This window comes from Bacillus sp. FSL K6-6540 (assembly GCF_038007545.1).
In genome coordinates this window covers 1314973-1339661 of record NZ_JBBOXH010000001.1, presented here as the reverse complement: position 1 = coordinate 1339661, position 24689 = coordinate 1314973, and the positions used below count along the sequence as shown (strand labels likewise).

20 protein-coding genes and 1 riboswitch are annotated in these 24689 nt (G+C 52.7%); of the genes, 7 read left to right on the top strand and 13 right to left on the bottom strand.

Annotation, left to right across the window (positions count from 1 at the left end; genetic code table 11):
- Positions 1-38: 38 nt before the first annotated feature.
- The 3 genes from MHH82_RS05760 to msrA form a co-directional block, all read right to left on the bottom strand.
- Positions 39-1043: a phosphotransferase enzyme family protein gene (locus tag MHH82_RS05760; protein ID WP_340964225.1), complete on the bottom strand. Its 1005-nt coding sequence runs from the start codon at positions 1041-1043 to the stop codon at positions 39-41.
- A gap of 220 nt (positions 1044-1263) precedes the next feature.
- Positions 1264-1431 carry a hypothetical protein gene (locus tag MHH82_RS05755; RefSeq protein ID WP_155989869.1) on the bottom strand — a complete coding sequence of 56 codons (168 nt, stop codon included), beginning with the start codon at positions 1429-1431 and terminating at the stop codon, positions 1264-1266.
- 22 nt (positions 1432-1453) lie between these two features.
- Complete coding sequence (gene msrA, locus MHH82_RS05750) at positions 1454-2419, bottom strand: peptide-methionine (S)-S-oxide reductase MsrA (RefSeq protein ID WP_036662189.1); 966 nt, start codon at positions 2417-2419, stop codon at positions 1454-1456.
- Between the two features lie 316 nt (positions 2420-2735).
- Here msrA and MHH82_RS05745 point away from each other — a divergent pair, with 316 nt between their 5' ends.
- Positions 2736-3308: a PadR family transcriptional regulator gene (locus tag MHH82_RS05745; RefSeq protein WP_340964217.1), complete on the top strand. Its 573-nt coding sequence runs from the start codon at positions 2736-2738 to the stop codon at positions 3306-3308.
- Positions 3292-4272 (top strand): BtrH N-terminal domain-containing protein, encoded by a 981-nt coding sequence (locus MHH82_RS05740; protein ID WP_340964214.1) that lies wholly within the window; start codon positions 3292-3294, stop codon positions 4270-4272. The genes MHH82_RS05745 and MHH82_RS05740 overlap by 17 nt, the downstream gene beginning before the upstream one ends.
- 131 nt (positions 4273-4403) lie before the next feature.
- Here MHH82_RS05740 and MHH82_RS05735 read toward each other — a convergent pair whose 3' ends face one another.
- The 6 genes from MHH82_RS05735 to tenA form a co-directional block, all read right to left on the bottom strand.
- Positions 4404-6422, bottom strand: a complete 2019-nt coding sequence (locus MHH82_RS05735; protein WP_340964211.1) for a PTS fructose transporter subunit IIABC — start codon at positions 6420-6422, stop codon at positions 4404-4406.
- Between the two features lie 435 nt (positions 6423-6857).
- Positions 6858-8810 (bottom strand): BglG family transcription antiterminator, encoded by a 1953-nt coding sequence (locus MHH82_RS05730; protein WP_340964208.1) that lies wholly within the window; start codon positions 8808-8810, stop codon positions 6858-6860.
- A gap of 247 nt (positions 8811-9057) precedes the next feature.
- Positions 9058-9732: a thiamine phosphate synthase gene (gene thiE / locus MHH82_RS05725; RefSeq protein ID WP_340969829.1), complete on the bottom strand. Its 675-nt coding sequence runs from the start codon at positions 9730-9732 to the stop codon at positions 9058-9060.
- Entirely contained in the window at positions 9729-10736 is a 1008-nt protein-coding gene (gene thiD, locus MHH82_RS05720; protein ID WP_340964205.1) for a bifunctional hydroxymethylpyrimidine kinase/phosphomethylpyrimidine kinase, read from the bottom strand. The genes thiE and thiD overlap by 4 nt, the downstream gene beginning before the upstream one ends.
- Entirely contained in the window at positions 10733-11575 is an 843-nt protein-coding gene (gene thiM, locus MHH82_RS05715; RefSeq protein WP_251499667.1) for a hydroxyethylthiazole kinase, read from the bottom strand. The genes thiD and thiM overlap by 4 nt, the downstream gene beginning before the upstream one ends.
- A 57-nt stretch (positions 11576-11632) precedes the next feature.
- A complete protein-coding gene (gene tenA / locus MHH82_RS05710; RefSeq protein WP_340964201.1) occupies positions 11633-12319 on the bottom strand; it encodes a thiaminase II in 687 nt (228 codons plus the stop codon).
- Between the two features lie 140 nt (positions 12320-12459).
- Positions 12460-12563: riboswitch (TPP riboswitch) on the bottom strand.
- A 263-nt stretch (positions 12564-12826) separates the two neighbouring features.
- Between tenA and MHH82_RS05705 the strand changes: the two genes are divergently transcribed.
- A complete protein-coding gene (locus MHH82_RS05705) occupies positions 12827-13327 on the top strand; it encodes a VOC family protein (protein ID WP_012819265.1) in 501 nt (166 codons plus the stop codon).
- A gap of 1116 nt (positions 13328-14443) precedes the next feature.
- On the opposite strand, the gene MHH82_RS05700 is transcribed toward MHH82_RS05705, so the two are convergent.
- Positions 14444-15469, bottom strand: coding sequence for an ABC transporter substrate-binding protein (locus tag MHH82_RS05700; protein ID WP_340964199.1), 1026 nt, complete (start codon positions 15467-15469; stop codon positions 14444-14446).
- 197 nt (positions 15470-15666) lie between these two features.
- On the opposite strand from MHH82_RS05700, the gene MHH82_RS05695 reads away from it, so the two are divergent.
- The 3 genes from MHH82_RS05695 to MHH82_RS05685 are packed head-to-tail and all read left to right on the top strand — an operon-like array spanning position 15667 to position 18588.
- A complete protein-coding gene (locus tag MHH82_RS05695; protein ID WP_145038924.1) occupies positions 15667-16650 on the top strand; it encodes a FecCD family ABC transporter permease in 984 nt (327 codons plus the stop codon).
- Positions 16647-17693 carry a FecCD family ABC transporter permease gene (locus MHH82_RS05690; RefSeq protein WP_340964196.1) on the top strand — a complete coding sequence of 349 codons (1047 nt, stop codon included), beginning with the start codon at positions 16647-16649 and terminating at the stop codon, positions 17691-17693. Before MHH82_RS05695 ends, MHH82_RS05690 begins: the two co-directional genes overlap by 4 nt.
- Before the next feature lie 22 nt (positions 17694-17715).
- The gene (locus MHH82_RS05685) at positions 17716-18588 is read left to right on the top strand and encodes an ABC transporter ATP-binding protein (RefSeq protein WP_340964194.1); all 873 of its coding nucleotides are present in this window, start codon (positions 17716-17718) and stop codon (positions 18586-18588) included.
- Positions 18589-18958: 370 nt separating this feature from the next.
- Here the strand turns inward: MHH82_RS05685 and MHH82_RS05680 are convergent, their stop codons facing one another.
- Positions 18959-19141, bottom strand: coding sequence for a hypothetical protein (locus MHH82_RS05680; protein ID WP_009593172.1), 183 nt, complete (start codon positions 19139-19141; stop codon positions 18959-18961).
- Between the two features lie 323 nt (positions 19142-19464).
- Here MHH82_RS05680 and MHH82_RS05675 point away from each other — a divergent pair, with 323 nt between their 5' ends.
- Positions 19465-19911: a hypothetical protein gene (locus MHH82_RS05675; protein WP_145038927.1), complete on the top strand. Its 447-nt coding sequence runs from the start codon at positions 19465-19467 to the stop codon at positions 19909-19911.
- 556 nt (positions 19912-20467) lie between these two features.
- Here MHH82_RS05675 and MHH82_RS05670 read toward each other — a convergent pair.
- Together MHH82_RS05670 and MHH82_RS05665 are read right to left on the bottom strand one after the other, a co-directional pair.
- Positions 20468-21046 (bottom strand): YecA family protein, encoded by a 579-nt coding sequence (locus MHH82_RS05670; protein ID WP_009593170.1) that lies wholly within the window; start codon positions 21044-21046, stop codon positions 20468-20470.
- A gap of 416 nt (positions 21047-21462) precedes the next feature.
- Positions 21463-24687, bottom strand: coding sequence for an RCC1 domain-containing protein (locus MHH82_RS05665; RefSeq protein WP_340964187.1), 3225 nt, complete (start codon positions 24685-24687; stop codon positions 21463-21465).
- Between the last annotated feature and the right edge of the window lie 2 nt (positions 24688-24689).

Genomic DNA, 24689 nt, shown 5'->3' with positions numbered 1-24689 from the left:
TTTCCTGGTTCGATTAGCCCACTAAAGCCGTCCGGTTGCTAGCAGCCAGCATCCAAGCTGCGCGTCATGGCTCGTGCGGTTACCACGGTTCCCTGAACCCCCTGTCTATCCTGCTCGCAATCGCGCAGCAGCTTCGTGCGAAGCCCCTCATACCAAGAGGGGACATCGGCCAACTCGCTGTCCTCCAGGGAACGCAGCACGCTGGCAAAACGATACAAACGGCTGAATCTTTGAAATCTTGAAAACTCTGCCTCCAGCTCGTGATCCAGGCTTCGGATCGAGCGATACCCTTTCAGAAATGCCTGCTTGTCATGCTCCGACTCGGCATCGGCAAGAGCCGTGACGATATCCGCCGCATACCAATGGTACATGGCATCGTCGAAATCGATCACGTGAAATGAACGTTCCTTCGCTTCATAAAAGATGTTATCCAGCATGAAGTCATAGTGGATCAAGCCGTACGTCTGTCTCGACGCGGGCAGGAACTGCAGCCATAGACTGATCCGATGAAGCTCATCCATAGCATCCTGCTCCCCGGGATGCCGCCGCAGCACCTGATCGATCAAACGCAGGATGTCCTCCACGCTTCTTCGCCTCACGGCTCCAGGTTCATATCGGCTGGACAGCGTATGCAGCCTTGCGAGCGATTTCCCCCAGTCCCTGCACTGGGACGCGGAGGGAGTGCCATGGAATGCAATCCCTCCGGCGGCGCTGAACACGACGCCGTGATACTGCCCCTCCGGTACCTGAATCGTCTCGATCCATTTCCCGTTCACGGAAGAAATCGGCACGACGCAAGGGTACTCGTGCTTAAGCAAATACTGCATGAATTCCAGCTCGGCCGCCAGCTGCTGGGCCGTATTTTCTTCCTCAAAATTAAACCGGAGGAAATAACGCTCTCCATCGCGGTTAAACATATACACGAAGTTGGAGCTGGCCCGCCAAAACTTCAGCGTTCCCTCGTCAAACTCCCAGTTGCGGATCAGCTCGCGGGCCGCCTTGTCACCAGCAAGTCCGCGAACCATCGTCGTTAACTTCATCATTTGCTCTTTTTCCTCCCGCTACAGCGTGAGAGGACTTAAACCTCGACTTATCCTAAGTAACAAGCCCTCTCATCTGTATCCCATTGTGAATATGAATCGTATTCAACAACGTCACCCCTTTCCGCACATGGACGCAAGAATTGGTCTTGCCCAATCCTATTCTAACGGAGGCGCCAGCCATGCGGGTGGGAGAGAACGGGTATAGGTGAAGTTTACGGCACTATCCTTCTCCCCCGCCTTCTTCATTAGATAATCTTTTGAATGCGAACGCCAGAATCAGGCTCATGACGATATACAACAACACTTTGGAAGCTGTGCTATACGGGGAGAGCAGTATCCCTGCCAGAAAAAACAAATTCACTACAAGGTACAGCAGTTTGATTATCATAAGATGGGCCTCCATCCGTTCCCTACTCAAACAGCCCGGCGAATTCACCGTAGCCTTCCCGGACCAGCACTTCCTCCGGTATAAAACGCAGCGCCGCGGAGTTTACCTGATAATGCAGGCCGCCCGGCTGAGGCCCGTCATGATACAGATGTCCCAGGTAAGAGCCGGACAGCCTGCTGTAGAGCGCGGTGCGTACCTTGCCGCCGCGGAGATCCCCCTTTTTGCTGATAAATCCTTCGTGCAGCGGCTTCCTAAAAGCCGGCAATCCCGTACCCGCATCATATTGATCGGTCGAACTGAATAGAGGGTCGCCGTTCACCACGTCCGCGTAAATTCCCCGGCTTGCGTGATTCCAATACGGATTATCGTAGGCAGGCTCGTCCAAGCCTTCTTGCGTCACCGCGTATTGGATCGCGGTAAGACGCCTGCGCAGCTTATCCTGATCCTCTTTGCGGCTCCAATGCCGCTTCGCAAAAGAATCCCGGCCGGAACCCTCATAATACCGATTATAGTCATACCGGTGGGTATTATAGTAGTTCTGATGGACATCCTCCGCGGGATAAAAGGGACCCGCCGGCAGGATCGGCGTCACGATCTTCCCCTTGAACCGGCCACTAAGCTGCAGGCTGCGCTTGGAGGCTTCCGCATGCTCGCGCTGCGCTTCGTCATGCACGAAAATCGCCGACCGGTAAGACGCCCCGCGGTCCATGAACTGGCCTTCCGCATCCGTTGGATCAATCAAGCGCCAATAGATGTCCAGCAGCCGTGAGTACGGAAACACATCCGGATTAAACCGGATTTGCACGGCTTCGTAATGCCCCGTCGTTTCCGTTCCTACTTCTTCGTAGGTCGGATTCTCCGTATGGCCGCCCGTGTAGCCGGAAACCAGAGAAAGGATGCCGGGCAGCTCGTCAAACGGCTTCACCATGCACCAGAAACAACCGCCGGCAAATGTCGCCAATGAGGTCTTGCCGCTTCCATGCTTCAAGGCTATCCGCTCCTTTCATCCGTCGTTGTCTGTTTCATGATGATATTAGTGTAGCCTTGAGGACGCAATCGCAGCAAGTTTCATAACGTTTAATTGGTGTGTAATCGATGACTTCTCCTCCAAGATCGAGTCAGGAATGAGAAAGCAACCCGCTTAGGCGTTCTTCGGGAGCACTGACCTTGAACTCGACATGCGACATAAAAAACCAACCGTCTCCTGGCTGGCCATACGAGCCTGTCATGAATCCCGTGATTGATCTTTTATTTCACTAGTGTTATATTCCATATGTGAAATATTAAAGACAAGGGGGTCCTTCATGCACCCTATTTCAAACGTCGAATTCATGTTGCTGCAAATGATCGCAGAATGTCGTCAAGCTTCGGGGTACGATATCAAGAAGCTAGTCGATCAACGAGGCTATCGGGAATGGGCGAACATCGGCACGACTTCGATCTACGTAGGACTGAGGAAACTGAGCGATAAAGGATGGATAGCATCCGAGGAATCCGACGAAAAATCTGGTAAGGGACCCGTGCCGACCCGGTTTGTCCTCACCGAAGCCGGTATGGTCAAGCTGAAAGATGAAGTCCTTGACAGTCTTTCGTCAGCACGGGAGCGCGACAACCGCTTCGATCTCGGTTTGGCCGCTTTGCCTCTTATCGGGAACGACATGGCCATAGCTGCCTTGCGGAAACGGTTGGATTTTCTTCGGGAGGCTTCAGAAGGCATAAAGCTAAAATTCGAATCCCAGGGCGGTGTTCGATTGCCGCTGAACGTAAGAGCGCTGTTCTTGCATCCGATCAGCCTAATGGAGAGTGAGCAGGCGTTCGTTGCCAGTCTAATTAACGAATTGTCGAAGGAGACCAGGGAAGATGACCACCATTATTGAAGGTTTTGTTCCTTACCAAGGCGACCATTGCGAAACGACCACCATGGGCAATTTAATGCAATATACAGGAGTCCAACTATCGGAGCCGATGCTGTTCGGGCTCGGACAAGGGCTCGGGTTCATTTATTGGGACTCGAAGGGAATGGATTTTCCGTTCATCGGAGGAAGGGTGAAAGTGGATAAGTTGACGGCCAACCTCGCCGACAGGCTGGGTTTGACCGTGAATGTCCAAGAAACGTCGTCCGTCGATAAAGCGTGGCGGAACGTACGGAGCTGCATCGAACGCGGAATTCCGGTTGGGCTGAAATTGGATTCCTATTACTTGGACTATTTCACGAGCAAAGTGCACTTTGCCGGTCACTATGCGGTCCTATACGGCGTGGATGACGAATATGCCTACATGGCAGATACCAGGCAACAGGGCGGGCTGGTGAAGACGCGTTTGACAAGCTTGGCATCAGCCAGGAACGCAAAGGGAGCCATGAGTTCCCGAAATCGCTCTTTTACGCTCGAGCCAATCGACGCCTTACCGCCGCTCGTTCCCGCATTACGCGAATCCTTGACCAAGAATGCGCATGACTATTTGAGCCCGCCCATTCGCAATATCGGGAATAAAGGCATTGTAAAAATGAGCAAAGAGATTCTGAAGTGGCCTTCCCGCAGCAACCAGTTCGAACATGATTTATGCCTGACCGCATTGCTGATGGAGCGTGCGGGAACCGGCGGTGCTTTGTTTCGGAATCTGTATCGGGATTACTTGAAGGAATGCGCCGATCGGTTGGAAGACTCGAGAATCCAACAAGCCTACCTTTTGTTTACGGTGATCGCGCCAATGTGGACCAGTGTCTCCGCATCGATCGACCGTGCGGGAAGATCAGGTAACACTCAGGAGCTACAGCAGGCGTCCAACCTTTTGCTCGAGATTGCGGATAAAGAACGCGCAGCCATGCAGTTATTGCTGTGAAAGCGATTGGCATGCCGCCAGCTGACAAGGAAATCCGTGGATTTTGCGGAAGCAAGCCGAGAAACGTACAAAACCAGCCCCGCTCATTTCTGTGCGGGGCTGGTCTAGGTGAATTCGCTCAGTCTCTTGAATTAATGCACCTGATCGAGCAATCGATAGGCCTCTTCCTTGGTTGTCACCGCCAAGAGTGCTTCCCTGAAATCATCGTCCATCAGCTTGCGGGACAACATTTGCAGCACTTTCAAATGCGCATTCTGTTTACTATTACGCGGCACGGCAATCATAAAGATCAGTTTGGCTTCGCTCCCGTCCAGACTCTTCCAGTCGACGCCATCCTGCTGGATACCAAAAACCACGCTTGGTTTCAGGACAGCATCCGATTTACCGTGAGGAATCGCAATATTCATGCCGATACCGGTGGAGCTTTCTTGTTCCCGGGCTAATATGGCCTGTTTAAAATCTCCGTCAGTTCTGATCGCTTCATTCCGCTCCAATACACCGATCATTTCGTCGATGACCGCATCCTGTGTTGTTCCGACCAGATTCAGGTTAATGAGATCCGGTGTCACAATATCCGTCAATTTCTCAACGCGGATAGCAGAAACTTCCGTTGCTGTACCATTATTGATCACGGTTGAATCCACTTCAGCTGAATCCGCAGCCATGGGGGCAGCCGCTTCTACTGTCGACGATTCACCTGCTCCGGCAGGATCCTCTATCGCTTCTGCTCCTTCTCCAACAACTGCCGGAGTCACAGCTGCAACATCTTTCTTGAGCAGGCTCACCATGATAACCGACACGGCTGCACCGACCATGACCGCTATGAAGAACATCAACACATGATCCACGGCACCGAGCACGGCTACAATCGGACCGCCATGGGCTACGCTGTCACCGACACTGCCCAGCATGGCAATCACCGAACCTGTCATGGAACCGACCATAATACTCGGAATGACGCGTAGAGGATCTTGCGCCGCGAATGGAATCGCTCCTTCGGTAATACCGAACAATCCCATCGTAAATGTTGCTTTTCCAGCTTCACGTTCCGCAGGTGTAAACTTCCTTTTGTTCATCATGGCCGCCAGTCCCATGGCAATCGGAGGAACACAGATGGCAACGGCAATTTGGCCCATAATTTCATAGTTTCCTTCACCGATCATGGCCGAGCCGAACAGGAACGCAACCTTATTCACGGGACCACCCATGTCAAAAGAAATCATCGCGCCCAGAATAAGCGCGAGCAGAATCGAACTAGTACCCTGCATTCCCGCAAGCCAGACGGTTAACGCTTCAAACAGATCCGCAACCGGAGCGCCAATCACAAAGACGAAGATTAACCCTACAACTAGCGAAGCCAGTACCGGGATAACGATAATGGGCATAATCGGCTGCAGCGACCGAGGAACCTTGATCCTTTTAATAGCAAGTGCGACATAACCCGCCAGGAAACCGGCAATAATCCCCCCGATGAATCCAGCTCCTGCTTCACTTCCATAAAAGCTGCCGTTCGCAGCAATGAACCCGCCGACCATACCTGGTGCAAGACCCGGCCTGTCCGCAATACTCATTGCGATAAATCCGGCAAGGATCGGAACCATGAAGGTAAACGCAGCCGCGCCGATACTTTCAATCGTTTTCCAGATCGAATCTTCCGGTATCACCAGGCCACCCGGCGTTTTCACGCCGCCCATCGTCAGGGCGATTGCGATGAGCAGCCCACCGATCACGATAAACGGCACCATATAGGATACACCGTTCATCAAGTGACGATAGATCGGATTTTGTTTAGGTTTGTTCTCACCTGTCATAGCTTCAGCCGACTTGGACTGTGCCTGATAGACGGGCACATCCCCTTTCATCATCCGTTGGATCAGCTCTTCTGGACGACGGATACCATCCTGCACCCCAACGACAAGCAGTTTTTTACCTACAAACCGGTCCTTCACCACCGTCTTATCCGCTGCGATAATAATGCCATCGGCTTCGCGGATATCCTGCTCCGTGAATTGATTCTCCACGCCAATGGAGCCTTGGGTCTCCACTTTCATCTCAACGCCAAGCTTTGCGCCTGCCTTCTGCAGATTCTCAGCGGCCATATACGTATGTGCAATTCCGTTAGGACATGAAGTAATCGCTAATATTTTCATGTTCGTCATTCTCCTTCGCTGTCATGTTCCCGCTTACATTTATAGTGTACATGCTGAAAACGCTGTTATCGGATGAACTTTTTACCGGAACTTCCGGAAAAACAGGTTTATTTCGCAAACAAACAAATATCACCACAAAGTGGAGCCTGTCATGCTTGTTCGAAATATATACTTTGCGGGGACCCCAAAAAAATGTAAAAAGCAGGACGTATACCGTCCTGCTTCGTCATCACAGTTTCAAATAGTGCGTGTTCAAAAAGGTCGATTTTCAGCACCGAGAAGATTGGATGAAGCTAGGGACGTCAGGAGCGGAGCGTACGTTTTGGGTACGTGAGCACCGGAAGGCCCGGCTGAATTCAAGATTCGATGCCGAGCTGCTTCCTGATTCGCTTCGTGATCAAAAGCGGACTTTTTGAACAACCTCTACTACTAATTTTACCCTTTTAACGTATTCAGCAATCGCATCGCGTCCGTCTCCTTAGACAACGCACTGACCAATGCCGGCTGCTCACTGATCCGTGACAATTCCCTGAACAGCTGCCGCATCTCTTTCCGCTCATCATGCTTGATAGCAAGTAAGAACACAAGCTCTACCATCTCGGTTCCCCAGGTTATCGGCTGCTTCAAAGTAACAACAACGATGCAGGACTGTTTAACCCACTCCGAGCTGCCATGAGGGATGGCAATGCCTCCTCCAATCGTCGTAGCAGACATATTCTCACGATCCAGCACACTTTTCGTATATCCTGCCTGGACATATCCTTTGTCCACTAGCATCTGCGCAAACTTGGAGATCAACTGTTCTGGACGCTCGATCTCCTGCTGAGGAAAGATGAGAAAAGGTGTCGTATATTTCAAAAAGACCGATTCCTCAGCCGCCCTGCTGTCCGGCTCATCGAGCCCCCGGATCGCTTGCTCCAGCTTCCGCTCGTCACTGGCCTCGAGCAGAGGGGAAACGAGGATATGTGGTGTTTTTAACTCGGGCAGATCAACGGTCGTAATGACAAGGTCCACCTCATGAGCTGCCAGATAATCCTCAACTTCCGCTTTGGACATCGTTGTCTCTACATGCACGGACGGGAATCTCCGTTCCACCTTCGCGAGAAGCAATTGGGACATCCCGACGCCCATATGACACACGATTATGACCTTCTGAGGGTGGCTTTCGTTCTGGTGAAGCCGTTCTACAGACGCCTGAAAATGCAAAGTCAAATACGCGGCCTCCTCTTCGGGAAAGTACAGTTGGAGCGCTCCCCCTACCTCTTCCAGTGCCATGATGACGCGATCGAACATATAGGGATACATCTTTTTGATCTCGGCCAGCATCGGATTGGACACAGCCAGACCATAATGAAGACGGTTCATGGTCGTGTACAAATGCACTTTCAACCCGTTCAATAAAACCGGGTCCTTGGAAAAAGGGATCATATTCAGCTCCGACATCCGCCGAATCAGTTGCTCAACCAACTGTGGCAGCAGGGGGTGGCTGTCTGCCAGATCGCCCCGCCGGGCACTTCCATCCTCCTGCGTGTATCGGAACTTCCCGCCAAGCAGGTGCAGGGTTAGATAAGCGGTTTCTTCCTTGGAAAAAGGGACGGCGAACAGTTTTTGCAGTTGCTTCAAAAAGTCTATCGCCCATGCAAATTCCGCTTTGTTCTCCAAAAAGGCTATGTCCTGCGCAGAGAGCGAAATCGGCTGTCCCAGCTTGGTCCGTTTGACCATAAGCAGTATATGCAGCATCAGGCTTTCAAAGGCTTCATCGGTGAAGCGAAGCTGATGCCGCTTTTGCAACGCCTTCAACTCATGGTATACGGTTGCGATCTCGTGCGGTTCATACTGGTTACGCATCATCTGTCCCGTCAATTCCGGACGGTTGATCAATTGGTTCAACCGCGCCAGCGCCATCCGTTTGTTCTTCTCCGAGCCCTCAATCATGAAGCCTACTCGCTGCTTCGTCATTAAGCTCAGATCAAAGCTCCGCAGCCAGACCTCAATCTTTTCCATATCCCGACGGATAATCGCCTTGTTCACGTAAAACGGTGAAGCCAGATTCTGCAGGGTTACGGGCTTCGCGTTCATCAAGAGCCGATATGCCAGGTGCAGCACCCGTTCCTCATCGGATTCATCCTCGGCGGTACTCTCGTTGGAATACAAGCGGTGGAATAAATCAGCCTGATCCGCTTCCCCGATCTCCAGATAGACGCCAAGTCCCGGCCTTTTCACCAGATGGCCGCTGGAGTGCTTAGCTATATATTCTTCAATCACCTTCAGATCGTTTCGGATCGTCTTCTCCGAGCACTCGGTCTGATCCGCCAGATCCTGAACGAGCCACAGCCGGTTCGGTTCCATTAACAAATTGCGAAAAATCTCTTTTTGCCTATTATTCATTCCGATCCCCTATTCAACTTAATGGGAGTGCTCACTCATCGTAGAGCGGGTACATTGTCCTACGTATATCATATCCGGGTCTCTATGGCAAACTGATCTGGGAGGTTACACGAGTGGATCAAAAGAATGGCATGTTGACGGAAAAGCTGAGCATATACAGTATTCTAAAATCTGACGTAAACAAAACAAGGGTGCCGCAGAAGTCGGCCCCCTTGTTTCATGATCCGATTATAATCCCTCTTACATCTTAAGAAATTCTTTCGGTCGTACATCGTATCTTACCTATAAAAGCCTCTACAACTTCCCGCGCCGACTCCGCTCCCGTCACGGCGGATATCACCGCGACGCCATCCGCACCCGCTCCAATCACTTCCTCCACGCGCTCCACGGTAATCCCGCCAATCCCAACGATCGGCAGGTGGATTCCAGCTTCGCGAAGCTCATGGAGAATTGCCGGGCCTTGCGCAGTTTTGGCATCATCCTTCGAGCGGGTCGGATAGATCGGCCCGATGCCAAGATAATCGGCGCCGTGGAGAATCGCGCGCCTCGCTTCCTCCACCGTGTGGGCGGAAACACCGAGAATCCGGTTGCCGATCCGCTCGCGGACGGAAGCTGCGGATTCGTCGTCCTGGCCGACGTGCACGCCGTCGGCGTTCAGCTTCAGTGCCAGCTCCACATCGTCATTGACGATGAAGGGCACGCCCGCTTGGCGGCACTGATCCTGAATCCGGCAAGCCAGCCGAATCATCGGCTCCCCGGCGAGTGCTGCTTGTCCCTTCTCACGGAACTGGACCATGGTTGCGCCTCCTGCCAGTGCTTCCTGCACGGTCAAGCTTGGCTCGACGCTGCAGTTCACGCTGCCGAGCACGAGGTACATCCGCAGATGCCGTCTCATGATCTCAGGTGCCACTCTGCCCGTCATCGCAGCACCGCCTGACGGCGGCGATTGTATGCCCAATGATTGGTCGGCCCCTGCCCCTGCCCTAGGTTTAAGCCGTCCTCAATGGCCGCTTGAATGAATAAGCGCCCGCTCTGAATCGCATCGAATGCGCTCAAGCCTTGGGCCAGACCTGCCGTAATGGCAGCTGAGAAAGTGCATCCGGTACCATGCGTATGAACGGTATGAATTCTTTTGCCATATAATTCTGTGAAGGCCGTACCATCATAAACGATGTCGATGACCGGAGGACTTTCCGGATTACCGTCATCGTTGGAAAAGAACGGGCGGCCCCCCCTATACTCCCCAGCAGGCATGGCAATTCTCGTTAGACCGTGCGTCCTTTCGAACTGAGGCATCTCTTCCTGCTGCATACCCGCCGCTATGGCTGTTCCCCTGTCTCTTTTGTGATCCGCATCTTCACCGCTGCCTAGCATTCCCTCGTCATGACCGCCTTTGATCACTACGATCCTGGGCCCAAGAGCATGAATACGTCTCGCCGCTTCTTTGCGATCGTTCATCGTGCGGATTCGCATCCCCGCCAATGCTTCGGCCTCCGGTATATTGGGGGTGACAATCAACGCCAGCGGCAGCAAATCTTCTCTTAAAGCCTGCACCGCTTCGCTTTGCAGCAGCTCCGCCCCGCCCTTGGCGATCATCACGGGATCGACAACGACCTTCCCCCAGCCGAATGCCCGAATCCGGTCAGCAACCAGCCGAATGATCTCGGCGTTGAACAGCATGCCCGTCTTCAATGCATCTACTCCGAGGTCCGAGCCAACCGCTTCAATCTGCTCCGCAGTTGCTTCGGGCGGCAGCGGATATACGCCGTGAACCCCCATGGTATTCTGCACCGTGATCGCGGTAATCGCCGACATGCCGTACACGCCGAGCTCCTGGAAGGTTTTCAGATCGGCCTGAATGCCGGCGCCGCCGCCGCTGTCAGACCCGGCAATCGTCAGGGCACGGGGTATGCGAGCCTCGCTCATCGTGTGCCTCCGGCAGCCGCCGCTCCCGCTTCCAGTACAGCGGCATACCCTTCCAGCGATCCTGGATGAAGCTTCGCCAGCTCGTCCAGGAAAGCGATCTGGAAGCTTCCCGGTCCCAGATCTGCCGTTCGCTCAGCAGCTTTCGCCGCCGCGGCCCCATAGAAGGCCAGACCCGCCGTACCTGCAAGCAGCAGGTTCGCTTCCACCGCGGCAAAGGCACCCAGCACCGAGGTCAGCAGGCAGCCTGCGCCGGTCACCTTCGTAAGCAGCGCATCCCCTCCGGCAATGATGCGCACTTCCGTTCCATCGGTAATCACGTCCTCTTCACCGGTAATGGCCACGATCGTGCCTAACTCGCGCGCAGCCCGCACGGCCAGCTCGGCATGATTGCTGCCTGCGCTATTGCCTGCGTCTACGCCCTTGATCTCGCGGACCTCCCCGATAAGGTGAGCGATTTCAGCCGCATTTCCGCGCACGAGCGAAACCTTCACCTCGCTTAGGATCCGCAGCGCCGACTCCGTCCGAAAACGGGTCGCTCCCGCGCCGACCGGGTCCAGCAGCACCGGCACGCCATGGGCGTTCGCCGATTGTCCCGCGATCATCATCGCATCCACCAGCTCGCGGTTCAGCGTGCCGATGTTTAATACGAGCGCGCCCGCGATGGCGGCCATATCCGCCACTTCCTCCGGCGCGTAAGCCATGACCGGCGACGCGCCCAGCGCGTACAAGCCGTTAGCCGTAAAATTCGTAACCACCACGTTCGTCATATTGTGAACGAGGGGGCTCGTCTGCTGTACCTTCGTTAAAAGCGCCGAAACCTCTTTTTCCCATGAACGCATTTTATATCAGCCTCTCTTCGCTATAATGGAATTCCATGTGCTTGTGAACATCGCTCTTTACAGCACGGCAGCCTCCAGCTGCACCGGCCACTCCTCCTGCTTATAAGCCATGTCCCAGAACAGATACTCCAGCTGGCAGCTCAGCATGAAATGCTCCCTCATCCGTTCCAGCTCGGCTGCCGTCGCACCCTCCGCCCATGCATCGACACGGTCGCAGAACTTGGCTGTTGCGTCTTCCCCCCGGTTTCCGTAGAAAGAAATCCAGTCGTAAAACGGATGGGAGGCATCCGGCTTCACCTCATTCAACAGCTTGCGGCCAATCTCCAGGTACGTCCATGGGCACGGCAGCAGCACGGCCATAATCTCGCCCAAACTACCCTCATGCGCTACCGTCAGCATATGACGGATGTAATGATGCGCGGACGGAGCCAGCGGATATCCTTGAAGCTCCTCATAGGTCACACCGGCAGCTGCGCAAAAATTTTGATGCGGGTGCACCTCGCTGTGCAGAATGAATGAAATCTGTTCGTTAAAGGCCGCGATCTCTTCCCGGCTGGTCGATTTGGATATGGCAATTCCGTAAATCCGCATGTAGGCATTCAAATACTCAAAATCCTGCTTTACATAGTGAATCAGCTGTTCCCGTGCCAGATTCCCCTCGGCAATGCCTTTTACGAAGGGATGATCGAAGATTGCTTGAAAAATGCCTCCCGCCTGCTGACGGAGCGCTTGCGTGAAACTCATGTTTGTCCCCACCTCCAACATATTGAAGAGCAGGAAGTCCGTAAGACACGACTTTTCAGACAACGCTAAAAAGCCGCCCCGAAAACTGGAGCGGCTTCGTCAACAAGCCCGGGTACGCCAAAAAGCGCACCGAGACCTCATGTTCGAAGGCTCCACTTTCCTACGCTAGTACGAACTAGATCAGGTTCAAAGGGTCCAAGATACGCTCTTGTCTCAGCCGCCAACGGCTCCCCTAGTGGACTTCCTATTCTTTTGTCTAATACTGTACATAGGTTTGGGGGTGGTGTCAAACGTTAACAGTTTGTGGACGGAACCTCAAGCTCGAACCTTCCTCCGACCGCGTGATTGTGACGATGTACGGTGGCGGCTGTCTTTTCGCAAGATAAAAACGCAGGCTACCCCAAACTCATACCGGAAACACTGACGCTCGGCTGTCATATATGCCCCCGCATAATGAGTGCATAAGCGCAATTCAAATAAATGAAATTTAAAGGAGCGAGCGTATTTATGACGAACCAACCGAAAGCGGTTAAACCCATTCCGGATGGCTACACCTCCGTGACGCCGTGGATCATCTCAAGAAACTCCGCAGCGCTGATCGATTTCCTCAAACAAGCATTCCGAGCCGAAGAGCTTGCCCGCGTCTATGTTGGCGATGGTGTCATCGGCCATGCCGAGGTCCGAATCGGAGATGCCGTCGTCATGATGTTTGATGCAAAGCCGGAATGGCCGGATAGCCCGGCATACCTCCGTTTGTATGTTGAGGATTGCGATGACGTGTATCGGCAAGCGCTGGCCGCAGGAGCGGTCTCGGTGACGGAGCCAACGACCTTGTTCTTCGGCGATCGGGTGGGACGGGTACGGGACCCGTTCGGCAACTTATGGTGGGTACAGACACGAATGGAGGACCTCACTCCGGTGGAAATGGAACAGCGTGCCCAAGACCCGGAATACATCCAAGCGATGACCTATGTTGCAGGGGCGGAGATCGTGGTGAAGATGTCGTAAAAAGTTACCGTGAAGCGAGCGTTATTACAGGGAGGACATGGGTGGATTCGGTGTCCCAAGGGTATGCATGGATGGCTGCCGACCAAAACAACTTAGAACAGCATAACTTAAAGCAGCTATGGGTTAGAGCTAGAAACCTGGGGGACACAAAGTAGTATATAGTAGGTGCTATTACTGGTCTTGGTGCTATTACTGGTCTTGTGCGACTACTGGTCTTGGGGCGACCGCTCGAGGACAAGCGGACTGAGGATACGTTATTTAGCTGAAAAGACGTAATTTTTGATGGCTAACGGACACCAGATACGTTATTCATAGAATATGATGGCAAAAGGACAGTCTATTGCGGTAATAAGGGATCCTGTGTCCGTTAGATCTAAGAATCGAGGGTTAATCAGGGAATTAAGGGAACTGGTGTCCGTTAACGAGTACCTTGGTGACTGGCTGGTCTTGGTGCTATTACTGGTCTTGTGCGACTACTGGTCTTGGGGCGACTACGGTATTGATGCTACTTCTGATCTTGGTGCTACTTCTGATCTTGATGCTATTATTCGTCTTAGTGTGACTACTGGTATTGATGCTATTATTCGTCTTAGTGTGACTACTGGTATTGATGCTACTACTGGTCTTGTGCGACTACTGGTCTTGGGGCGACCGCTCAAGGACAAGCGGACTGAGGATACGTTATTTAGCTGAATAGGCGTAATTTTTGATGGCTAACGGACACCAGATACGTTATTCATAGAATCTGATCGCAAATAGGCTCCTTATTGAGGTAATAGGGGATCCTGTGTCCGTTAGATCTAAGAATCGAGGGTTAATCAGGGAAATAAGGGAACTGGTGTCCGTTAACAGGTCATGGTTAGCGGCATGATACCCGGAGTTGGTTAAGCTGTACTGGCGAGCAATGTGACATGCAGCTGCATACCGGCGGTACTTCGATGTTGCGGTTCTGGCGACGTTGCGATGCCGGCGACGCGCGATGCTGCCGACGCGCGATGCTAAAAAAGGAGGCACCCTCGCAAGATCTCAGATCTTGAGGGATGCCTCCTTTTTTAACTTGTTCCTAGCATCTTCCGCTATATGATGATACTAGCCTTCAGCATCCGTCTTCATTCCTTACTGAATGCCGTAAAACTCCTGCAGCTGGTCGATCATCAGGTTGGCCGCCAGGATGCCACCCGCCGTATTCCAGATCGCGTCATCCACTTTGTGGGCTTGACCGTTCTTCACAACGTTCAGGTTCTTCCACAGCGGATCGTTGATCCATTCCTGCTCGGTCTGGTTGGCGCCGCCGTCCCCTGTCTCATAAGTGAAGTAGAACAGTCTGTCGGCTTCCACCTCAGGCAGACGCTCCTTCGTGATCTCGTCCACGAAATCGTCTTTGGCGTTCTTAGTCATGTCGTTGCGGGCGATGCCGATTTTATCGAAAATAACGCCCGAGAACGTATTGGTGTGGTACACCCGCGTCTTGCCTGCCATGAAACGAACAACAGAGACGGTTTCGTCGAGCTTGCTGCCGGCCTTCTCTTTGAACTCCTGGATCCGCTTGTCGTAAGCAGCCAAAAGTTCCTCGCCTTCCGACACTTTGTTCAGCGCCTTGGCATACAGCTCAAAATTGTTCTGCCACTCGCCGCGCAGATCCTCGGCAAAAACAGTCGGCGCGATCGCCTTCAATTGCTCGTATACTTTCTCCTGACGCATCTTGTTGCCGATGATCAGGTCAGGCTGCAGACCGGCGATCAGCTCGATGTTCGGCTGGCTCTCTTCCCCGACAACGGTAACGCCTTCCATCTGGTCTTTAATATGCGGATACCATGGATCCCCCGTCCAGGATCTAACGGCACCTACCGGCTTCACGCCCAAGGCGAGAAGCGCCTCGGTTCCTTCGTTCGTGAGGACGACGACCTTTTGAGGCGTTCCTTTGATCGTTTCCGTCCCCATGGCATGCGTAACTTCATACGATTCGCCGCCGGCAGCAGCCCCGCTGTTGCCCTCTGCGGTATTCGTCGTGTCGCCGCCCGCGTTGCTTGTCCCTTCTTGCGCCGGGCTTGCTCCGCACCCCGCAAGAATCACGATCATAACCAGAGCCAGCAAGCTAAACTTGAGGCCTCTTGCCCGTTTCTTTGCCATTCCTGTTCCCATTCCTATCTAAATCCCCCTTGTGTCATATCGCTCTATTTGAAAACCATTATCAATCACTGATTCAAAACTATAAAGGGTTTCATGAAAAATATCAATATATTTGTGAGAATGATTATCAAGCTCATTGACAGATACCGTCCCTTCACCTAAAATTCATATGAACTTAATTATTCATGGACTTAAGAAAGTGAGCATATATGCGCGTATTCGGACTATTGATATCGCTATTGGCGCTGGCCGCTGCCGTCATGGGCAGCATCGCATTCGGAGTAACGAACATCCCTCTTCATCAGGTATGGGAATCGTTCACTCACTTTAACGGAAGCAACGAACATCTGATTATTCTCACGGCAAGGCTTCCTCGAGCGCTCATTGCCGTCGCCGTGGGGGCATGCCTTGCGGTTGCGGGTGCGCTCATGCAGGTCATCACGCGCAATCCGATTGCGTCGCCGAGCACGCTTGGCGTGAACTCCGGCGCGGCTTTCTTCATTATTCTGGCATCGGGCTGGCTGGGCATTGGCGGACTCCAGTCCCTTACCTGGGTCGCGTTGATCGGAGCTGCCGTCAGCGGCGGTATCGTATTCTTCCTCGGCAGCATCGGCAGGGACGGCATGACGCCGGTCAAAATCACCTTGGCAGGAGCTTCCATGGCCGCTTTCTTCCACTCCCTGACCCAAGGATTAATGCTCTCCGACGGCAAAATGTTTGATCAGGTGCTGGTATGGCTGGTCGGTTCGGTAGCCGGACGCGATTTGAACCAGCTAACCGCCGTATGGCCGTACATGGCCGTTGGCATGCTGGCTGCGCTGCTGCTGGGACGGCATCTGAACGCCCTCTCCATGGGAGACGACATCGCTCAGAGCCTCGGGCAAAAAACCGCACTCATCAAGCTGTTAGCTGCTGCAGCCGTCATCCTGCTGGCCGGCGGCTCCGTAGCGGCGGCGGGACCCATCGCATTCGTAGGGATCATCATCCCTCATATCGTTCGGTATTTAATAGGAAATGATTATCGGTGGATACTACCTTACAGTGCGGTGTTTGGCGCACTCCTGCTGGTGACGGCCGATCTCGGCTCCAGATACATTGCCATGCCGAAGGAAGTCCCTGTCGGCGTGATGACCGCAATCATCGGGGTGCCGTTCTTCGTGTACATAGCCAGGAAAGGAAGGCGAGCACAATGAGTAAACACCGCATATTCCGTTCCCGGAACGCCAAAGTCTCGTTTATGCTGGAGCGAAGAACCCTATGGGTATGTATGATCCTATCTGTGCTTTGCATTGCAACCATGATTATCAGCACGGGAACCGGCAGCCAGTTTGTTTCGCCGCTGCATGTCGTCAAAGCGTTATTCGGTGACGCTCCCCCGATGGAGCAGGTCATCGTCATGCAGCTAAGGTTGCCCCGTATTATCATTGCTGTGCTGATCGGCGCGGCTCTCGCGGTGGCGGGGGCGATTCTGCAAGGCGTCATTCGCAACCCGCTTGCTTCTCCGGATGTCATCGGCATTACGGAGGGAGCATCGCTGGGGGCGGTTCTCTTTATCTTCATATTTACGGGCGCCGTATCCATCCATTGGATGCCGCTCTTCGCCATTCTCGGCGCTTTTTTCATTACCGGACTGCTGTATGTGCTTGCCTGGAAAAATGGCGTATCGCCATTGCGACTCGTCTTGATCGGAATCGGGGTATCGGCCGCGATCAAATCGATCTCCTATATGCTGATCATCTCCGGACCGCTGCAGCTGGCGGACCGTTCGCTTACCTTCATGGCGGGCAGCATTTACGGCATGTCCTGGGATAAGGACGTAATGACCTTGCTTCCTTGGATCGCCGTTCTTCTTCCGCTAACCTGGCTGCAAGCCAGAAATGTGAATATCCAGGCACTGGGAGACGACGTGGCCAGCAGCACGGGCGCGCAGGTTCAGAAGCAGCGGCTGATTCTGATCGGACTCAGCGTTGCTCTGGCCGGAGCGGCCATTTCGATCGGCGGCGCCATTGCTTTTATCGGATTAATGGCGCCGCATATGGCCCGCAGGCTCGTGGGGCCCAACTTCGGAAGCGTGCTTCCGGTCAGCGCGCTGATCGGTGCGATTCTGCTGCTCGTCGCGGACCTGGTGGCACGGACGGCCTTTCTGCCGCGCGACGTGCCGGCAGGCGTATTCACCGCCGCGATCGGCGCGCCGTTCTTCCTCTACCTGCTGTATCGTAACCGCAATCGATTCTAGAACCGAAAGGAGCTAAAGCGTCATGAATACGCTGGAAGCAAAGGGATTGGGTCTGTCCTATGGGGGAGACTTTATATTCGAAAATCTGGATTTAACCGTGCCTATAGGTAAAATCACCGTGTTTATCGGCAGCAACGGCTGCGGCAAATCCACTTTGCTGCGCTCCATGGCCAGGCTGCTGAAGCCGCAGCGCGGCTCGGTAGTACTAAACGGGGCCGACATCGCAAGCCTGTCCACCAAGGACGTTGCGCGGAAGCTCGCCATTTTGCCTCAAGGACCAACGGCTCCGGAAGGGCTGACGGTCATGCAGCTGGTGAAGCAAGGGCGCTATCCTTACCAGAGCTGGCTGCGCCAATGGTCGCGGGAAGATGAAGAAGCGGTCACAGCAGCTCTTGAATCCACGGGACTGACCGAGCTGGCTGATCGTACAGTTGACTCGCTGTCAGGCGGCCAGCGGCAGCGGGCCTGGATTGCGATGACGCTGGCGCAGGAAACGCCGCTCATTCTGCTGGACGAACCGACCACCTATCTGGATTTAACGCACCAGATCGAAGTGCTGGATCTGCTGTACGACTTAAACGCCAAAGAACAGCGGACCATCGTCATGGTGCTGCATGATATCAATCTGGCCTGCCGTTATGCCGACCATATCGTGGCCATCCGCGACGGGAGCATCAAGGCTGAAGGCAAACCGGGAGATATCATCAATTCCGACTTGATGCAGACCGTGTTCCAGCTCCCATGCGAAATTATTCAGGACCCGCTGTACGGGACTCCGATGTGCGTTCCGCGCGGGAAGGGCAAACGCCGACCTTCGGCTGTCCAGCCGAATACGGCAGAACCGAATCAACCAACAACAACTCCGACGCCCGCCCCTGAACTGGCAACGGTCTAGCATATACAAACATAACAGCCGGCTTCGTTTTCGCTTTATGCGGGAAAGCCGGCTTTTTTAATTATTTGGACCTTTGAATCTGTTGTATCTGTTGGGTCTATGTCGAGAAACAAAAGAGACATATCAAGGCCTACAGAGACACATCAAGACCTACAGAGACACATCAGGCCCGCAGAGACTCATCAAGGTATGTAGAGACATATCAAGGCCTACAGAGACATATCAAGGCCTGTAGAGGCACAAAGAAGGCCGCCCCAAAAACGTCGGGGCAGCCTTTTATATTTGTAATAAACGCTAAATACATAGGTTTCGTCTTCCATTGCACCACTTGTACACATGCTGTTCCGCTAACCATTCGGTTACCGACCGCTTATGACCATTTGCCTGCACGCGGGGTTTTATGCTTCTGTCGAAGCGGAAGTCCTCCGAACAGCTTGGACTTTTCACGCTTCCGTTGTTCCAGCAGTTTCTTTACCCCTCGCATCAACATACGATACCTCATCTCATCCTCGTGACCGAACTTGCGCATTTCGTCAAAGTACTCGTCTGTCATCCTATCCCCCTGCTGTATAAGTCTATAGAACTAGGATATAAGAACGAACTATACAATTTCTCAACAAGGATTGGTTACACCCTAAGCATGGTAGCTCCTGCATAGCTGAGGCCCGGCAGTGTCAACGACTTGCTGACTTCGCCGAAGAAGAGCCTGATTCTCCTCACCTTCAAGGGCTTAGAAAAAAACTGGCAATCAAGATTCACTTTTATCCGCCTGTCATCGTACTCGCTTCATTCGTTCCAATGTTGTACAGCGAGAATGTTCGTTTCGCATCGGAACGACAGGTATTATACAATAAACGAAAAAAGGGGGCGTCGCTCATGCGGAGTACATGGAAGCTGAACGGGCCGGTCTGGGCAGGCATCGCGGCGGGCATTCTTCTCGGGCTGTTCCTCAAGATCATCGAGCACGTCACCTCGCTGGAGGTCTACACGCTGCTCCTGAACGTCGATTACGTGCCTCTCTTGAAGGAACTCAAGCTCTCCGAACTTGTCGAGTTTGCGCTGCATCTCGTCATCTCTGTCCTGCTGAGCATCGCTCTAGCCATCTTTTTGAAGCAGAAGAATTGGTCCCGCGGGCGAATCTTGTCCTGGGTTTCATTGGCCTGTTTGGCCGTAGGACTTCTCCTATATCCGACCACCGTCTTGTCTGACCGTACCCCGGAATTATCAGACCCTGCTGCCCTTCTATTCTGGCTGGCCGGTCATCTGCTGTACGGCATTGCTTTGGGCTGGCTGCTGACGAAGTCACGCGGAGCCTCTGCCTAGTACGGAAAGCAGTCTTTCGAAAACGCCAGTTTATAGATTAATGCAAATATCCGCTCCACTTGAGTGGAGCGGCTTGAGTGTAAAGTTTTATTTAGTACAATTTTTTAGAATTAATTTTCCAAGGCTTCAGCTGATTAACGATAGGTAAAACCTAATTCGGCAAATTAAATTCCCTATGCTTAATTACCCCGAATTCTGCCTCCAGCACAATTTCTCCACTCAGTGCGCCATTATCTATCACAAGTAAATGATCAACCAGGCTCATGTATTAGAGAAGATTTTGCATAGAAGAATGATGCCGGTGCATGATATCTTCGGCAGGGATGTGGTGACCCCCATGACGTACTCTGCCGGCCTACTCGTTCGACATTTAGATTTGGATCACCAAGGCCTTCATAAACCATATAGGCTTAACTTGTATAAACAACTTTGGAATTTGATTGGGTCCTTCAACGCAAAATGACCGCCCCCCTTGTGGGAGCGGTCAAGCTATGAAACCGAATGCGCAAATGCTTGTACTATTGCTATGGATCTTTCACTTTTGGCTCTTTGGCAATTAACGTCCCAAGGACAAGTCCTTATCCTCTTCGCCAGCGGGTTCCTCATCCTCGGCGAACGAGTCGTCTGCGGATGCCGCTACGCCATCCATGAAATCTTGAATTTGGCCGCTGTTGCGAGTCAGCGTGGCTACCGAAACCTCGTGTTTCTTCGCGATATCGGACTTCGTTGTTGGAATGTTAAGCGATGAAGTTACTATATATTCGATCGCACTTGCATATCCACCCTGTTTGCGGTACTTCGGATTGGCTTCTCTGGAGAAGCTGTTCCAGACCATCAGGAGGCTGAACACTTGAAACAGCTGCTGCTCATCCTGCAGTTCGTAATCCCGGCAGATCTGAGGAAACACAGACTCTGCAAGCTCGCGATGCTCATCGGCGATCCAATCCATCCACCCCAGCTTGTCGTTGATCATCTGTCGCAACTGATCGACTTGTAGCTTAGGCTCTGCTGCTTTCGCACCAGGGAACTGGATGACTTTACCGTATACCGTGCGTTCATCTCTTTCAAGACAACATCTTTTGTACTTTTTCCCGCTTCCGCAGTGACATAGATCGTTTCTTCCTAGCTTTTTCATTTCCTAGCTCCTATTTGAATGATTTCTTCTATTATACATGGAAAATATGAAAATGCGCACCTCAAGCCTACAGATCCTTAAGGTTGACGGCCTTTCGCGTCGTTACACTCTCTTACAGGGGGGGCTTCCGATAAGAAGGTGCCGAGGCAAGCCAGATAGCAAAAAAGCGCGGGTTCCCTCTATGAAAGCCGCGCCCTTTCATATTATTCTATAATATCGTCATAACGCAAGTAGGATGTAACAAATTTGTTAGAACCTATAATAGACTTGTGCCATTTTTGGTAAAGATTCCATAAATAGAATCTGATCTACAGTAACCTGTTTCCGATAGATGCCCCCTGTTGGCGATAATGAAATAACCGCCTCCCTATACGTTATAGAGAGGCGGCTGCTTGCCCATACTCGGTGAAATCCGATTAATTTCCTTGCTCTAATATCGCTTCCAGGCGAGTGAGCAGGACCACTGTCTCGGCCCGAGTTGCCGGATTCCCTGGCCTCAGATTAGACTGGCTGTCACCTTGGATCAATCCACGGGCAGACAGTTCCATCATGGCTTCCCTTGACCAGGCTGGCACCAGGGCATGGTCATTGTAAGCAGACAGGCTGCTGTTTCCTTCCACAGGGAGCGGGACTCCTGCAAGCTTCATGGCACGCTGCAGCATCACGGCAAGCTCTCCTCTGGTAACCGATTGATTCGGACGTATAGAGCCATCCTTATAGCCCTTCAAGATGCCTGCTTGCATAGCATCCGAAATGGCATCCTTAGACCAATTAGGCCAATATTCACTTGTGTCGGATCTGTCGGCCTCGACAGAAGCGAACGGCCCAAACCAACGATTCAGCAGAACGACAAACTCGGCACGCGTAATATAGGAATTGGGCCGGAAGGTTTTATCTGGGTACCCGCTAATCTTAGCTGCTTTAACTGCTTTCATGATAGCATCCTCAGCCCAATGTCCTTTCACGTCAGAGAACTTTACAGTCTCTATTCTTTCTCCGTCATCCCCACTCCCAGGCACCGGATCCTGATCTTCGATTGCCGGAGGCACCGCTGGTTTGTCCCCTTTCCCTGACTCAGAGTCCGGTTTCTTGTCGGTTCCAGGAGTCGGAATGGGATTGGAACCAGAGCCCGAGTTTGACTCGGGTTCAGTGACCGTACCCGGATTCGACCCTGATCCAGGATCGGGATTCGGAGCAGGACCCGGGTCAACATCCTTATCCGTAACCTTGATTACGGCACTAGTGGAATGCGTGCCATAAACGGCGTTTAGAACGGTCTGTCCTTTCCCTTTTCCTGTAATCAGCCCCTCAGGACTGATTGTCGCAATCGTCTCGTCCTCTATCGTTAACTTGCTATTCGATGTAATGTTTCTCGAATTGCCATGTTCATCCGCTGCGATAAGACTGGCTTGCAGCGAGCTGCCTCTCTCCAGTTCGTATTGCTGCTTGTTGAAGGATATGCCTTGGATGAATAACTCGAACTCAACCGTAATGGGATCCGCGAGCAGCAGACCTTCAAGTGACGATGCACTGATTGTGGCGATCCCCGGCTGATTAGATACCAAGGTGCTCTCATAGACGCCATAGGTCGACTCTGTCACCGTCGTCATCTGCCCCAAAGAAGAAATTAACTCAATAGGGCCAAGATAATCATCCAGATCGTTGCCATGGACATCTTTGATGTGAAGCTTGATCTCTGTGGATTGCTTGCCATCTGCCACCACGATTTTCGGGTTCGCCGTTAATGTGGAATAAGCTCTGTTGGGAGTCCCGGCTCTAAACGATACTTTGGCTGACACGTCAAAAGGCTTGCCATCCAAAGTCACACCAATATTAGCTATACCTGCTGTATCGGATCGAAGCTCGGCTTCATAAACGCCATAAGAGGTTTCTACCGGTTCACTGACCGTTCCAAGCGAGCTGGTGAATGCCGCCTTACCGCCGCTTCGGTTCAGCTCATTTCCGTCAGCATCCCTTATCTGCAATCTCAATACGACCGGATCGGCACTGCCAACGACTGACATGGAAGGCGTTGCTGTCAGCTCTGACTGGGCAGGGTGAGGCTCTCCGGAGAGTACAACAATTTGCGCTGCTGGAACCTCCAGGCCATTGATCCTGGCCGTTACCTGAACAGGCCCTGGAGAGTCTGCCAGCATATCAGCCGCATAACGCCCTTCTCCTACGTAACTTACAGGCCCTACTATCGTCGCCCCTACAGCTTGCATATCCACGACGTCCGTACCGAAGCTGACTGGCTGTCCTTCATGGCCGGCCAGCTGAAGTGTCAACCGGTATGGCTGCCCCATAACCGGTCCGATGCCTTGTTTAGGCCAGTAAGCTTTGTCATAATGACTGAGTGACAGTTGGTTAGGCTCTATAGCGCTGTCCATTTTATAGCCGCCTCCGAGCTGTTTTTCTCTATTACTCCCCATGCTCCAGAGTGTGCCGTTATCCAGCATGATTACCGTATGATGACCGCCGGTCTCGGCTTGCAATACTTTAGCATTACCCGGCAGCCTGGTGACTCGTCCTGGCCGCTCCTCCAACCGATCATCTCCACTGCCAAGCTGTCCTGTAATGTCCCCTGAACCCCAAATGGTATTGCCGCCCCAGGTCCACACACTGCCGTCTTCGCGAATCGCTGCGACGTGTGCAATCCCTGCCGATATATCAACAACATGGCCGAAAGCATCTCCAGATGCTTTGTCCAATACAGGCTTGGGATAATTTGAATAAGTCCCCTGGAGTGTGTCAGAGCCTAGCTGCCCATAACCGTTGACCCCCCAGCTTAATAAGGTTCCGTCCTCTTTTAAGGCCAAGGTATAATCATTACCGGTAGATACCTTCTTGATTCCATTCAGAGGATTCTTGTTCTTATCCAGCGCATGGACGGGATATGAACGACTATTTGTCGTGAGGTCTCCCAGCTGATAAGTTCCGTTATACCCCCAGCCCAGCAACTCCCCATTCTCCGTTACGGCCATGGTAAACCAATTCCCTGCATGAATCTGCTTAATTCCTGTTAGAAATTCGGAAGCGTTCTTCTTCACCTGAACCGGTCTTTCGACATACTCCAGCGGGCCATTGTTCCCGTTACCCACTGCACCCGACTGATTATCTCCCCAAGCCCACACGGTTCCGTCTTTCGCCAAAGCGGCAGCATGCGTAACTCCGGCAGAAATCTGTTCAATCGGAGGCAGGCCTGCAATCGGAATTGCCGTTGGATAATAATAGGTTCCCTCGAACGGCCGCCCCAATTCATTACTTGCATTTAAACCCCAGCCGTATACAGTTCCGTCAGCGGATAGAGCAAGCGAGTATTGTAGTGATGCCTCGACTGCTACAATGTTCGCAAGAACTTTAAGTTCACCGTTCACCTTCTCATAAACTGGCTGCGCAAAGCTGGTGCTGAAATTCGAACCTTGTTTCCCATTCCCCAGCTGTCCTACCATATTCGATCCCCAGGACAAAACCGTTCCATTATCCAGCAAGGCTAACGTATGGTACCCTTTTGAGGATATCGAAACGATGTTAGTCTCTCCGGGTAAGCCTGCCTTTCCCGTATCCGCATGCCCTGTGGTACCCATCTGGCTTGCCAGCAAGAGTACGATGAGACATATGTGCCATATTTTACGTTGCAATG